This is a genomic window from Pseudomonas sediminis (assembly GCF_002741105.1).
Lineage (GTDB): Bacteria > Pseudomonadota > Gammaproteobacteria > Pseudomonadales > Pseudomonadaceae > Aquipseudomonas > Aquipseudomonas sediminis.
Genome location: NZ_NIQU01000001.1, coordinates 924,881 through 937,687, shown reverse-complemented (window position 1 = coordinate 937,687; position 12,807 = coordinate 924,881). Strand labels below are relative to the sequence as shown.

At 63.4% G+C, this 12,807-nt stretch carries 12 protein-coding genes and 1 riboswitch; of the genes, 5 read left to right on the top strand and 7 right to left on the bottom strand.

What is annotated here, in order from left to right:
- Window positions 1-10 precede the first annotated feature (10 nt).
- The 5 genes from CDO35_RS04375 to thiC all read right to left on the bottom strand — a co-directional run bounded on the left by CDO35_RS04375 (window position 11) and on the right by thiC (window position 4,722).
- On the bottom strand, window positions 11-622 hold the full coding sequence (locus tag CDO35_RS04375; protein WP_099522737.1) for a YqiA/YcfP family alpha/beta fold hydrolase: 612 nt from the start codon (window positions 620-622) through the stop codon (window positions 11-13).
- A 61-nt stretch (window positions 623-683) separates the two neighbouring features.
- Entirely contained in the window at window positions 684-1,505 is an 822-nt protein-coding gene (gene cpdA / locus CDO35_RS04370; RefSeq protein ID WP_371919640.1) for a 3',5'-cyclic-AMP phosphodiesterase, read from the bottom strand.
- 192 nt (window positions 1,506-1,697) lie between these two features.
- Entirely contained in the window at window positions 1,698-2,150 is a 453-nt protein-coding gene (locus CDO35_RS04365; RefSeq protein ID WP_099522736.1) for a DUF1249 domain-containing protein, read from the bottom strand.
- Window positions 2,141-2,740: an NUDIX domain-containing protein gene (locus tag CDO35_RS04360; RefSeq protein ID WP_099522735.1), complete on the bottom strand. Its 600-nt coding sequence runs from the start codon at window positions 2,738-2,740 to the stop codon at window positions 2,141-2,143. The genes CDO35_RS04365 and CDO35_RS04360 overlap by 10 nt, the downstream gene beginning before the upstream one ends.
- A 98-nt stretch (window positions 2,741-2,838) precedes the next feature.
- Entirely contained in the window at window positions 2,839-4,722 is a 1,884-nt protein-coding gene (gene thiC, locus CDO35_RS04355) for a phosphomethylpyrimidine synthase ThiC (RefSeq protein WP_099522734.1), read from the bottom strand.
- A 97-nt stretch (window positions 4,723-4,819) separates the two neighbouring features.
- Window positions 4,820-4,926: riboswitch (TPP riboswitch) on the bottom strand.
- 223 nt (window positions 4,927-5,149) lie between these two features.
- On the opposite strand from thiC, the gene CDO35_RS04350 reads away from it, so the two are divergent.
- The gene (locus tag CDO35_RS04350) at window positions 5,150-6,592 is read left to right on the top strand and encodes a TolC family outer membrane protein (protein ID WP_099522733.1); all 1,443 of its coding nucleotides are present in this window, start codon (window positions 5,150-5,152) and stop codon (window positions 6,590-6,592) included.
- Window positions 6,593-6,787: 195 nt separating this feature from the next.
- Here the strand turns inward: CDO35_RS04350 and waaA are convergent, their stop codons facing one another.
- A complete protein-coding gene (gene waaA / locus CDO35_RS04345) occupies window positions 6,788-8,053 on the bottom strand; it encodes a lipid IV(A) 3-deoxy-D-manno-octulosonic acid transferase (RefSeq protein WP_099522732.1) in 1,266 nt (421 codons plus the stop codon).
- Between the two features lie 202 nt (window positions 8,054-8,255).
- Window positions 8,256-9,143: a LysR family transcriptional regulator gene (locus CDO35_RS04340; RefSeq protein ID WP_099522731.1), complete on the bottom strand. Its 888-nt coding sequence runs from the start codon at window positions 9,141-9,143 to the stop codon at window positions 8,256-8,258.
- Between the two features lie 89 nt (window positions 9,144-9,232).
- Between CDO35_RS04340 and CDO35_RS04335 the strand changes: the two genes are divergently transcribed.
- The 4 genes from CDO35_RS04335 to CDO35_RS04320 all read left to right on the top strand — a co-directional run bounded on the left by CDO35_RS04335 (window position 9,233) and on the right by CDO35_RS04320 (window position 12,807).
- Complete coding sequence (locus tag CDO35_RS04335; protein WP_013713833.1) at window positions 9,233-9,565, top strand: DMT family transporter; 333 nt, start codon at window positions 9,233-9,235, stop codon at window positions 9,563-9,565.
- A 63-nt stretch (window positions 9,566-9,628) separates the two neighbouring features.
- On the top strand, window positions 9,629-10,804 hold the full coding sequence (locus CDO35_RS04330) for an NAD(P)/FAD-dependent oxidoreductase (RefSeq protein ID WP_099522730.1): 1,176 nt from the start codon (window positions 9,629-9,631) through the stop codon (window positions 10,802-10,804).
- Window positions 10,801-11,610 (top strand): aldo/keto reductase, encoded by an 810-nt coding sequence (locus tag CDO35_RS04325; RefSeq protein ID WP_099522729.1) that lies wholly within the window; start codon window positions 10,801-10,803, stop codon window positions 11,608-11,610. The genes CDO35_RS04330 and CDO35_RS04325 overlap by 4 nt, the downstream gene beginning before the upstream one ends.
- A gap of 288 nt (window positions 11,611-11,898) precedes the next feature.
- Window positions 11,899-12,807 carry a metal ABC transporter ATPase gene (locus tag CDO35_RS04320; RefSeq protein WP_099522728.1) on the top strand — a complete coding sequence of 303 codons (909 nt, stop codon included), beginning with the start codon at window positions 11,899-11,901 and terminating at the stop codon, window positions 12,805-12,807.

Here is a 12,807-nt window from a genome sequence, read left to right as displayed (position 1 = left end):
CTCTTGTTCGTCAATTGAATACGGAAAAGTCGGTATCACGCCAGAGTGTGGCGTTAATACCGGCAAAAGCGAAGAGGGTCGGCAGGCGTTCGGCAAAACCCTGGAAACCGTGGTCGCCACCGGCCTGGATGCGCAGGGCGCAGGCGCGGTAGTAACGCTCGGCGTCGCGGTAGTCGAGGGTCTCGTCGCCGGTCTGCAGCCAGACCTGATAGCGCGCAGGGTCATGCGGTGCCGGGACTTCGAGTTCGGCCAGGGCGTGGACGTGATCCTCGGTCAGGTCCCAGGTCTCGTCGCTGTAGTAGTTCTTTTGCGGGCCCAGATAACCGTCGAAACGCAGGTGCGGTCGTACGGCCGGGTTGATCAGCAGGGCCTTGAGGCCGTGTTGCTCAGCCAGGTAAGTGGCGTAATAGCCGCCAAGGGAGCTGCCTACCAGCAGCGGCGCGCCGAGTTCGCTGATCAGCGCCTGCAACTGCGCCATGGCCTGGCGTGGATGATGGTGCAGGGCCGGTACGCGCAACTGATTTTCCAGGCCAAGATGGACCATGGCGCGGCTCAACTGGCTGGCCTTGTGCGAGGCAGGCGAGCTGTTCAGGCCGTGTATATAGAGGATGGATGCGGTCATGGAGCGGGAGGCTACTCGTCCGGGGCCTCAAGCTGCAAGCTTCAAGCTGATTGGGGGTATGTCAGTAGCCCTTGACGCTGTAGTCGACTTCGAAATCAATGCCGGTGACGCGCGATACGCCGGTGTCCAGCCTGCCGTCGGCATGCAGGCACAGCCAGCGATAGCCGGGGGCATCGCTGCCCACCTGAAACTCCTCGCTGCCCGGCGCGAACTGTACGCAGGTCGAGGGCGAGGCGAGCAGGCGCAGGTTATCGCGTATCTGGTCGAACTCCTGGTGGATATGCCCCCAGAGCACGGCCCGCGCCTGCGGGTAACGGTCAAGGATGGCGAACAACGCATCGGCGTTACGCAAGCCTATGGGCTCCATCCACTTGCAGCCGATGGATACCGGGTGGTGATGCAGGCAGATCAGGTGATGGCGCTGCGGTGCTTCGCTGAGGGCGCGTTCGAGCAGTTCGAGTTGGCTGTCGGCAAGAAAACCGGGCACGGCGCCCGGTATCGAGGAGTCGAGCAGGGTAATGCGCCAGGCGCCGAGGTCGATCACCGGTTCCAGCAACTCACTGTCTTTGCAGGCGGCCTGCATCGGTGGAGTTTCATCGTGGTTGCCCGCCAGCCAGCGAGCCGGGGCGGCAATGGCCGAGGTGAGTTGGCGAAAGCGCTGATACGACGCGACGCTGCCGTCCTGAGAAAGATCGCCCGTGGCGAGGATCAGGTCTATCTGCGGCTGCTCCTGCTGCACCCGCTCGATCACCCGTTGCAGGCTGTCGCAGGTATCCATGCCCAGCAGCTTGCCGTCCGCTTCGGCGAACAGATGGCTGTCGGACAACTGCACCAGCAGGACCGAGGATTCAGTGGATGGGGCGGGCAGGCTCGGCAAGACCATCTCCTAAGGCATTATCGAGTGAATTATGGTGGTTGCTGCGGCAAAGGGAAAACCCGGGAAGCGGACGCAGATCACAGAAAAAACGCCGAGAGCGTTTTTGACGTGGCTTGCGCTAACCCTTGGCAACGAAAACCATGCAAGCAGAACAGCCCCGTAATATCGGCCGGGCAGTGCAAAGCTTGATTGCTGGAACTACATCACCGGCTGTGGCTCGTGCCCGCATGCCAGGCAATGGCTCAGCCACTCGCCAAGGAACAAGTTGAGCTGACTCTTTTCATCCGGTTGATGCATCGCCGCGTTGGGGTAGGGGTAGCGTATGTGCAGACGCCGCGCGTTCTCGGCGCTGACCACTTCGGCCATGCGCGCATCGTGATAAACCCGCACCTCCAACTGTGGCACCGGCAGCCAGGGCAGGCTGTGTTCCTGGCGTACGCGCAGGGTGGTGGTATAGGGGCAGCTTTCCAGTACTTCCAGCGCCAGGATGCCGAGCAGGTGCTCGCCCTGACTCAGGGCTACGCGACGGCTTTGCGTGTGCTCGCGCATGTCTGGCAGCAGACGCATCAGGCGCGCGTAGTTGGCCTCGCAAGCCGCTTGCAGCTCGACCAGATCGACCCGATAGCGCTCGCGCAGCAGATTCACGACCACATCCCCCGCACTTCATCACGATTCAGCGCCAGCCATTGCAGGGCGATGATGCTGGCAGCATTGTCGATACGGCCGTCGCGCACGGCGGCCAGCGCATCTTCCAGCGGCATTACCTGGACACGGATGTCCTCGCCTTCCTCGGGCAGGCCATGCACACCGCCGGCACCTTCACTGCTACAGCGACCGACGAACAGATGCACGCGCTCGTCCGAGCCGCCGGGCGAGGGGTAATACTGGGTGATCGGCCACAACGAAGTCAGGGGCAGGTCGGCTTCCTCGATGGCCTCGCGACGCGCGACCTCCTCGGGCTCTTCGTCCTTGTCGATCAGACCGGCGACCAGTTCCAGCAGCCAGGGGTTGTTGCTCTTGTCCATGGCGCCGACGCGAAACTGCTCGATCAGCACCACTTCATCGCGCTGCGGATCGTATGGCAGCACGCAAACGGCATCGTGACGCACGAACAGCTCGCGGGTCAGTTGCGGACCCATGTTGCCGGCGAACTGGCGATGGCGCAGCTTGATCCGGTCGAGGCGATAGAAACCGCGAAAGCAGTTCTCGCGCTCGATGATGTCGATGTCGTCTTTGCCCATGGAAGCTCCCCAGATAGTCGTAACGGGCCAAACTACGACCCGTTACCTGTCACACTAGCGAGCATAGCGCTGTCAGATCAAGCTTCCATGACGGCCTGCTACACGCGTTGGTAGAGCTGGCTGCCCTGCGCCTTGAATTCCTCGGCCTTGGCCTGCATGCCCTGCTCGGCATCCAGATCGACGGCGTCGATGCGCTGCTCCTTGGCGTATTCACGCACTTCCTGGGTGATCTTCATCGAGCAGAACTTCGGCCCGCACATGGAGCAGAAGTGCGCCACCTTGGCCGAATCCTTCGGCAGCGTCTCGTCGTGGTAGGCGCGCGCGGTGTCCGGGTCGAGGCCGAGGTTGAACTGGTCTTCCCAGCGGAACTCGAAGCGCGCCTTGCTCAGTGCGTTGTCGCGGATCTGCGCGCCCGGATGCCCCTTGGCCAGGTCGGCAGCATGTGCGGCGATCTTGTAGGTGATGATGCCGGTCTTGACGTCATCCTTGTTCGGTAGGCCGAGGTGCTCCTTGGGCGTGACGTAGCAGAGCATGGCGCAGCCGAACCAGCCAATCATCGCCGCACCGATGCCGCTGGTGATGTGGTCGTAACCCGGGGCGATGTCGGTGGTCAGCGGGCCGAGGGTGTAGAACGGCGCTTCGTCACAGCATTCCAGCTGCTTGTCCATGTTCTCCTTGATCAGCTGCATCGGCACGTGGCCGGGGCCTTCGATCATGCATTGCACGTCATGTTTCCAGGCGATCTTGGTCAGCTCGCCGAGGGTTTCCAGTTCACCGAACTGCGCTTCGTCGTTGGCGTCGGCAATCGAGCCCGGACGCAGGCCATCGCCCAGCGAGAAGCTGACGTCGTAGGCCTTCATGATTTCGCAGATGTCTTCGAAATGGGTGTAGAGGAAGTTTTCTTTGTGGTGCGCCAGGCACCATTTGGCCATGATCGAGCCGCCGCGCGAAACGATGCCGGTGACGCGCTTGGCGGTCAGTGGCACATAGCGCAGCAGCACGCCGGCGTGGATGGTGAAATAGTCGACGCCTTGTTCGGCCTGCTCGATCAGGGTGTCGCGGAACAGCTCCCAGGTCAGATCTTCGGCGATGCCGCCGACCTTCTCCAGCGCCTGGTAGATCGGCACGGTGCCGATCGGTACCGGCGAGTTGCGGATGATCCACTCGCGGGTTTCGTGGATGTGCTTGCCGGTGGACAGATCCATCACGGTGTCCGAGCCCCAGCGGATGCCCCAGGTCAGCTTGGCCACTTCTTCTTCAATCGAAGAGCCGAGCGCCGAGTTGCCGATATTGCCGTTGATCTTCACCAGGAAGTTGCGGCCGATGATCATCGGCTCCAGCTCCACGTGGTTGATGTTGGCAGGGATGATGGCGCGGCCACGGGCGACTTCGCTGCGCACGAACTCGGGAGTGATTTCTTTCGGAATGCTGGCGCCGAAGCTATGGCCGGCATGCTGCTCATTAAGCAGGCCGGCTTCACGCGCTTCGGCCAGCTTCATGTTCTCGCGGATGGCGATGTATTCCATCTCGGGGGTGATGATGCCCTTCTTGGCGTAGTGCATCTGGCTGACGTTATGCCCGGCCTTGGCCCGGCGCGGGTTGCGCACGTGAGCGAAGCGCATCTTGGTCAGCTCGGCATCATTCAGGCGGCGCTGGCCGAATTCGGAGGACAGACCCGGCAGTTTCTCGGTGTCACCGCGGTCTTCGATCCAGGCGCTACGCACGTCGGCCAGGCCTTTGCGCACGTCGATGGTGACGTTCGGGTCGGTGTAGGGGCCGGAGGTGTCGTAGACGGTGACCGGGGCGTTGATTTCACCACCGAAGTCGGTCGGCGTCACGTCCAGGCTGATCTCGCGCATCGGCACGCGAATATCCGGGCGCGAGCCCTGGACATAGACTTTCTGCGAACGAGGGAAGGGCTTTACCGACTGTTGATCGACCTGTGCAGATTCGCTCAGGTTCTTTTGTTGTTGTGCGCTCATCAAGGCTCTCTCCGGGATAGATGTCGGAGTTGGAACCTGAGCGGACGAAGGGCGTGAGATGCACCATGGGTGGTGCCGAGAGGACTCGCCGATTTACTGGCGAGGACATCTTGTTCCCTACGCAGGCCTTAACCTGATCAGGTTCAACGGGATCCGGCAGCTGCCAATCTCAGCCCCGCATTTGGGGCACCCCGACAAGAACTCGGGCAGTCTAAACAAGCTGGTGGGAGAAAACCAACTCGGCGGTCAATAAATATCGACCCGTGCGTCGGAAAACGACTGTTGGTGCGGTGAATGATGGATTGTTCCCGACGAGCAACATAGCTTGCCGCCAGCTAGACTGATGCTGCCCATGGCGTGCTTGACCCCCGCCTGCGGCGCCCCGTAGCCTTGCCGATTACCGCCTATTCAAGGATCGACAACCATCATGTTGCGCAGACTTTCCCTGGCAATCGCCGTGGCCGCCGCTTCGGTGGGCCTGGTTCAGGCCGCAGAGGCCCCGCTGTCGAGCAAGACCGACCTGGTCACCGTGTATCAGGAAGCGGCGCAGAACAATGCCGATATCGCCGCCGCGCGCGCCGATTATCAGGCTCGCCGAGAAGTCGTGCCGCAGGCGCGCGCTGGCTTGCTGCCCAACCTGTCGGCTGGTGCCAACTACGGCGACACGCGCACTGAAATCGATTCGCCGAGTGCGACGATCTCGCGCAGTGGCCTGGTGTACCAGGCCAACCTCAGTCAGCCGCTGTTTCGCGCTGACCGCTGGTTCCAGCTGCAGGCGGCCGAGGCCACCAGCGAGCAGGCCGCACTGGAGTTGTCCGCCACCGAGCAGAACCTGATCCTGCAAAGTGCTGAAACCTATTTCGCCGTGCTGCGTGCCCAGGACAACCTGGCCTCGACCCGTGCCGAAGAGGCGGCCTTCAAGCGCCAACTGGATCAGGCCAACGAACGTTTCGATGTCGGCCTGTCGGACAAGACTGACGTACTCGAAGCTCAGGCCGGCTTCGATACGGCCCGTGCCAACCGCCTGCTCGCCGAGCGCGCTGTGGATGACGCCTTCGAAGCGCTGGTGACCTTGACCAACCGCGACTACGTGGCTGTCGAAGGGATCGTCCACACCCTGCCGGTGCTGGCGCCGACGCCTAATGACGCGAAGTCCTGGGTCGATACCGCCGCCGCACAGAACCTCAATCTGCAAGCCAGCCTGTACGCGGTAAACGCTGCCGAAGAAAATCTGCGTCAACGCAAGGCCGGCCACGCGCCGACCCTGGATGCGGTGGCCAGCTACCAGAAGGGCGACAACGACAGCCTGGGTTTCACCAATTCCGGGGCATTTGGTGCGCCGCGTTATAGCGGCGATGTTTCGCAGCGTTCCATCGGTCTGCAATTGAATATCCCGCTGTACAGCGGCGGCCTGACCAGCTCGCAGGTACGTGAGGCTTATCAGCGTCTCGGCCAGACCGAGCAACTGCGCGAAAGTCTGCGCCGCCAGGTGGTGCAGAACACCCGTAACCTGTTTCGCGCGGTGAACACCGACGTGGAAACCGTACAGGCGCGTCGCCAGTCGATCATCTCCAACCAGAGCGCACTGGAAGCCACCGAGATCGGCTATCAGGTCGGTACTCGCAATATTGTCGACGTGCTCGACGCCCAGCGTCAGCTGTACAGCGCCGTGCGCAACTACAACGATGCCCGTTATGACTACATCCTCAACAACCTGCGCCTGAAGCAGGCTGCCGGCACCCTCAGCCCGGCCGACTTGGAGGCACTGGGTAGCTTCCTCAAGCCGGACTACAACCCGGACAAGGACTTTCTGCCACCGGATCTGGCTTCTGCCGCCGAGGAACGCCTGAAGAACAATCAGGATTTCTGAGGCGTTCGCAGCAAAGCAAAAGCCCGACGCAAGTCGGGCTTTTTCATTTTGGCGATGTGTCACGTAGCGTGCGCTGCGCGCACCGATCTGGCTGGTGGTGCGCTACCCGTGTTTGAACCGAGCAAAATCAGTCGTAGCCCGGATGTAATCCGGGGAATGTTGTCGGCGTGATGCTTGCCCCGGATTGCATCTGGGCTAGAGAAGACGCTGCAAACTCTTCAGCAAGCGCTCCAGCGCACCCTGGTTGGCCTTGAGCACACTAAGGCCGGCCTGACTCATGCTTTGCATCTCGCTCGGCTCGTTGAGCAATGTTGCAACCCTGTCCGCCAACTGCGCGGCGTTTTCCACCTCGCTCAGGGCGCCGGCGTCACGCAACTGCGCGGCGATTTCCAGGAAGTTGAACAGGTGCGGGCCGCTCAATACCGGTTTGCCCAGAGCTGCCGGTTCCAGCAGGTTATGCCCGCCATTGGCCACCAGGCTGCCGCCGACGAAGGCAATATCCGCCAGCGCATAGAGAAACAGCAACTCACCCATGGTGTCGCCCAGCAGCACCTGGTCGCTGGCTTGCACGGCCTCACCCATGGAGCGGCGGCGTGTGGTCAGCCCTTGGCTGATGCACAGCTCATGGACCGAGTTGAAGCGTTCGGGGTGGCGTGGCACCAGGATCAGCAGCGAGTCCGGCCTTGTCGCCAGCAACTGGCGATGGGCGGTGAGGATGATCTCGTCTTCCCCTGCGTGGGTGCTGGCGGCGATCCACACCGGGCGCTGTTCGGCCTGCCACTGACGGCGCAGCTCGACGGCGCGTTGCAGCAGCTCGGCGTCGATCTTCAGGTCGAACTTGATAGAGCCGGTCACTTCCACGCACTCGGGGCGTGCGCCCAAGGTCAGAAAACGCTGCGCCTCGGCCTGAGTCTGCACGGCGATCAGCGACAGCTCGGCGAGCATCGGCGCGGTGAGCTTGGCGAAGCGTGCATAGCCGCGCGCCGAGCGCTCTGACAGGCGTGCGTTGGCCAGCGCCACCGGGATGCCGCGCTTGGCGCATTGGTGGATGTGGTTCGGCCACAGCTCGGTTTCCATCACCACGGCTAGGCGCGGTTGCACACGGTTGAGAAAACGCGCGGCAGCCCAGGGCAGGTCATAGGGCAGGTAGCAGTGCTGCACGCTGTTGCCGAACATGGCCTGGATGCGCTCGGAGCCAGTCGGCGTCATGCAGGTGACGGTGATCGGCAACTCGGGATGGTGCGACTGCAGCGCGCGGATCATCGGCGCGGCGGCGATGCTCTCACCGACCGAGACCGCGTGCACCCAGATGCCGCCGGGTTTCATCGTTGGCAGGCCAAGGGAGAATCGTTCGTTGATACGCCGCGCGTAAGCCGGCGCCTTGCGCGCGCGCAGGGCCAGGCGCAGGGCAATCAGGGGCAGGGCCAGGTGCAGCAGCAGGGTGTAGATGAGTCTGTTCATGGGGGCGCAGCTTAGCGTTGCCAGCCATGCGCTGGAAGGGCGCCTCTAAAAACTACCTGCGTTGTCATCACTGCGTTAAAAACAATCTGGAACGCCAGCCCGGTCAAATGCTCATTTACAACTCGTAAACTGCGCTTTTTCGCTTGTTTTTGCCTTGTGCTGACCGCCTCGCCTACGCTTTTAGAGGTGCCCTGGCGGGCAGTCATGCCTGCGGGCGTAGCAGTTCGCGCGCCAGGCAGTCGGCCAGCCAGTTGGCCGCCGGGCCGAGCGCGCCGTCGCGCCGGGTGACGAGCTCCACCACCAGCGGCAGCGGTGCCCAGTCGCTGCGCAGTTCCTGCAGGTGGCCCTGGTAGGTCGGGTACTGCGCCACATGGCGCGGCAGCCAGGCCCAGCCAACACCGCGTATCACCAGCTCGGCCATCACATAGAAGCTGTCGGCGCGCCACACCAGTGGACTGATCTGCTCGCCGCCGGGGTAGTGGCTGTCCTGCGGCGTCATCAGCAACTGGCGATGTTCGGCCAGGTCACGCCGCTCCACGCTGTCGAGTGCAGCCAGCGGATGGTTCGGATTGCATACCGTGACCATCTCGATGGTGCCAAGGCGCTGGCTTTCCAGTTCCCGCGGCATCTGCTCATGATGAAACAGCAGGCCCAGGTCGGCCTGGCGCTGCAGCAGCTTGCGCGCCACGTCGCCCTGCGCACCGCTTGACAGCTGCACTTCGAGTAAGGGAAAGGCGTCGGCCAGTGCTTCCAGGCTGGCCAGCACCGGCTGGTAGGGCATTGCTTCGTCCTGTGCCAGGCGCAGGCGCGCCTCCTCGCCGCGCGCCAGGCCGAGCGCGCGGCCGTCCAGGCGTTCGCATTGCTGCAACACGCTGCGAGCCTGCTCCAGCAGCGCGACGCCTGCTTCGGTCAGGCGCGGCTGGCGCCCACTGCTGCGTTCGAAGAGGGTCACGCCGAGGTCGCTCTCGAGCAGGGCGATGGCGGTGCTGACCGCCGATTGCGCGCGGCCGGTGTGCCGCGCTGCGGCGGAGAAGGATCGACTCTCGGCGGTCAGGACGAAGAGTTGCAGCTGATCGAGATTCCAGTTCATGGCCAACCTATCTTGATCGCAGATAGGTAATGACTTTATCCCATCATGGAAGCACTTAGAATCGTGGCCATCTTTCAGGAGTCGCCACCATGCCCGGATACCTCTATCTCGCTATCGCCATCGCGGCCGAGGTGATTGCCACCACCTCGATGAAGGCTATCGACGGCTTCAACAAACCCTTGCCGTTGCTGCTGGTGATCGGCGGTTACGCGATCGCCTTCTGGATGCTGATTCTGGTGGTGCGCACCATCCCGGTGGGCATCGCCTACGCCATCTGGGCGGGGTTGGGCATCGTCCTGGTCAGCATCGCGGCGATGTTCATCTACCAGCAGAAGCTCGATCTGCCGGCCGTCCTCGGCATGGGACTGATCGTCAGTGGCGTGGTGGTGATCCAGCTGTTCTCGCAATCGACCGGGCACTGATCGGCCGCGGGCGAGGAAGTTGACGGGTTATACTGCGCGCCTGTTTTTCGCCGAGGCCCGTCCATGTCCCAGTCTCTCAGCACCGATGTCCTGATCGTCGGCGGCGGTATCGCCGGCCTCTGGCTCAATGCGCGCCTGCGTCAGCAGGGCTTCGCCACCGTTCTGGTGGAGCGTGGCAGCCTGGGCGGCGGGCAGAGCCTGAAGTCGCAGGGCATCATTCATGGCGGAGCCAAATATGCCCTGCATGGCGCGCTGACCGGTGCTTCCGAAGCCATCGCCGATATGCCGCGCCGCTGGCGCGAAGCGCTGGCCGGCAATGGCGAGCTGGACCTCTCCGGTGTGCGCATCCTGTCCGACGCCCATTATCTCTGGTCGCCCGGTACCCTGGCCGGCAACCTCACCAGCTTCTTCGCCAGCAAGGCGGTGCGCGGTCGGGTCGATCAGGTCAAGGGTGAGCAATTGCCGCCGGCGCTGCAGCATCCGAAGTTCAAGGGCAAAGTCTATCGACTCGCCGAGCTGGTGCTCGACGTGCCGAGCCTGATCGCGCGTCTGGCCGAACTGGCCGGTGATGGCCTGCTTGCCGCCGAGCGTATCGAACCGCTGCAGGAAAACGGTGAGCTGTGCGGGTTAATCGTCGACGGTCGCGAGATTCGCGCGCAGCGCGTGGTGCTCAGCGCCGGGGCCGGTAATGCCGAGCTGCTCGCCACGCTGGGCATCGAACAGCCCGCGCAGCAGTTGCGTCCACTGCATATGGTGCTGGCCAAGGGCCCGGCACTGAAGCCGCTGTACGCGCACTGCCTCGGCGGTGGGCCGAAGCCGCGGGTCACCGTCACCACCCATCCGGCCGCCGATGGCCAGTGGGTCTGGTACCTCGGCGGCGATCTGGCCGAGGCTGACGGCGTTGCGCGCGACGAAGGCGCTCAGATTCAGGCGGCGCAAAAGGAAGTGGCCTCGCTGCTGCCCTGGGTCGACCAGAGCCAGACGCGCTGGGCGACATTGCGCGTTGATCGCGCCGAGCCCGCGCAGTCGGGCCTGGTGCGCCCGGACAACGCCTTTCTCGCCGAACAGCAGCGCCTGCTGGTGGGCTGGCCGACCAAGCTGGCGCTGGCGCCGGACTTTGCCGATCGCGTGCTGGCCACGCTGCAGCGCGAGCAGGTGCAGCCGGCCGGCCATGCGCCGCTGCCCGAGCTGCCGCACCCGCCGCTGGGGCAGCCAGTCTGGGAGGCGCTGCTGCCATGACCACGCTGCACGACCTCTATCGCCCGCTGGGTTCCACCGGCTTGCGCGTTTCGCCGCTGGGCCTGGGCACGGTCAAACTCGGTCGAGATCAGGGCGTGAAGTACCCCAACGGTTTCACCATCCCTGACGATACGCAGGCCTTGGCCTTGCTGCGGCAAGCCCGCGAGCTGGGGATCAACCTGATCGATACCGCGCCGGCTTACGGCGTCAGCGAGCAACGCCTCGGTCCACTGCTGCGTGGCCAGCGCGATGAGTGGGTGATCGTCAGCAAGACCGGTGAGGAGTTCGAGCAGGGCCAGTCGCACTTCGACTTTTCCGCCGCGCATACCCGCCTGTCGGTCGAGCGCAGCCTCAAGCGCCTGGAGACCGACCGTATCGACCTGTTGTTGGTGCACTCCGATGGCAACGATCTGGCAGTACTGCGTGAAACGGGCGTGTACGAGACGCTGGCAGCGCTCAAGCGCGAGGGCAAGATCCTCGGCTACGGGATTTCCGGCAAGACCGTCGAGGGCGGGCTGCTGGCGCTGGAACAAGGCGACTGCGCCATGGTCACTTATAACCTGAGTGAGCAGGGCGAGAAGCCGGTGTTGGACTACGCTGCCAGTCACGCCAAGGGCATTCTGATCAAGAAGGCGTTGGCCAGTGGGCATGCCTGCCTGGCCGAGGGTGTCGATCCTGTACGTGCCAGCTTCGAGCTGATCTTCGCGCATCCGGGCGTCAGCAGCGCCATCGTTGGCACCATCACGCCCGCGCACCTGGCGGGCAATGTCGCTACGGTCGCAGCGGTTTTGCAGGGTATCCGCTGAGAACCTATTCACGATCTCGCGAGCTAGAGCGATACAAGGCAAAAACAAGCGAGGAAGCGGAGTGTACTGTTGTACATGAGCATTCCGAGCTTATTTTTAACGCAGTAGCGCCGAAGCGCAGCAGCTCGTGAACAGGTTCTGAGGTCCCCGGTCACGTCCTCTTACAGCCTTGGGTTGTGCTGAGTGGTCGGCTTGGGGCAGCCTTGAGCGGTTTTCGCTTCAACCTGATCCTCGCGTGAAGGCCGCTCGTCGAGCTGGATTCACGCCCAGCCGGAACAAGGAGTCGAGATGCCGCGTACGCTGATCCGCAAGGACCCGAGTAACTTCAAGACCCTGCCACTGTTCGTCGAAGCCGGCCCCGATGGCCTGAGATACCAGAGCCTGGGACAGCCGCTGAATTTCCAGCAGATGCTCGAGCGCCGCCGTCCGGTCGAGGTGGCGGACAGTTCGCGTTTTTCCATCGAGCTGGCCAACCTTGGTGTATCGGTACGTATGACCCTGCGCCTGCACGGGCGTGACTACTGGTTGCTGGTGCGCCAGCGCCGCCCGGACCGTGGCGATACCGTCCTCAAGCTGATTTCCGGCTACGTGCCGGCGCACGAGCTGAATCTGCCGCTGCTTACTGCGGTTCAGGAAGTAGCCGAGGAATGCCTGCTGGAGAGTGCCGATGGCTGGCTGGGAGGACGTTTTGCCGATACCTGGTTGCCCACGCCCTATCAGGGTGCGCTGCGCTATCGCGAGTCGAGTCACTTTCGCCTCAGCCCGCTGTCCGGCGCTGCGCGGCCAGTACAGTGCGGCAACCTGACCTTGCTCGAGCGCCCGCGCGCCTATGTGCATCTGCCTACCGCATCCTTGCAGCTGGTCTACGACCTGAGCCTGGAGTTGCCACGCGATGCCCGCCAGTTGAGCCTGTTCCACGTCGACGAATGCCTGGAAGACGGCCGCCTGGTGGCGCGTCTGGAACGTCGGCGGCCGGACATCTATCTGCTGGCGTTGCAGCGTGGTGTGCCCAGCGGTGGGCTGTTCACCCTGCGCAAGGGCGAGTTGCTGCCCGCCAGCACCCGCGGGGTATGGCTGTCGGAGAGTTTTGCCGAACAGGATGGCTGGCTGGTGCGCGACGAGCGGATTCGCTGGAAGGACTGGCTGCAGCGCTACGGTGTAAAGACGCCGCAGCGGCGCGCATTGGCCAGTGCTTGA

Excerpts from the sequence above, each read along its gene's own strand:
- CDO35_RS04375 (WP_099522737.1), bottom strand. The coding sequence starts at position 622 with ATGACCGCATCCATCCTCTATATACACGGCCTGAACAGCTCGCCTGCC.
- cpdA (WP_371919640.1), bottom strand. The coding sequence starts at position 1,505 with ATGGTCTTGCCGAGCCTGCCCGCCCCATCCACTGAATCCTCGGTCCTG.
- CDO35_RS04360 (WP_099522735.1), bottom strand. The coding sequence starts at position 2,740 with ATGGGCAAAGACGACATCGACATCATCGAGCGCGAGAACTGCTTTCGC.
- thiC (WP_099522734.1), bottom strand. The coding sequence starts at position 4,722 with ATGAGCGCACAACAACAAAAGAACCTGAGCGAATCTGCACAGGTCGAT.
- CDO35_RS04350 (WP_099522733.1), top strand. The coding sequence starts at position 5,150 with ATGTTGCGCAGACTTTCCCTGGCAATCGCCGTGGCCGCCGCTTCGGTG.
- waaA (WP_099522732.1), bottom strand. The coding sequence starts at position 8,053 with ATGAACAGACTCATCTACACCCTGCTGCTGCACCTGGCCCTGCCCCTG.
- CDO35_RS04340 (WP_099522731.1), bottom strand. The coding sequence starts at position 9,143 with ATGAACTGGAATCTCGATCAGCTGCAACTCTTCGTCCTGACCGCCGAG.
- CDO35_RS04335 (WP_013713833.1), top strand. The coding sequence starts at position 9,233 with ATGCCCGGATACCTCTATCTCGCTATCGCCATCGCGGCCGAGGTGATT.
- CDO35_RS04330 (WP_099522730.1), top strand. The coding sequence starts at position 9,629 with ATGTCCCAGTCTCTCAGCACCGATGTCCTGATCGTCGGCGGCGGTATC.
- CDO35_RS04325 (WP_099522729.1), top strand. The coding sequence starts at position 10,801 with ATGACCACGCTGCACGACCTCTATCGCCCGCTGGGTTCCACCGGCTTG.
- CDO35_RS04320 (WP_099522728.1), top strand. The coding sequence starts at position 11,899 with ATGCCGCGTACGCTGATCCGCAAGGACCCGAGTAACTTCAAGACCCTG.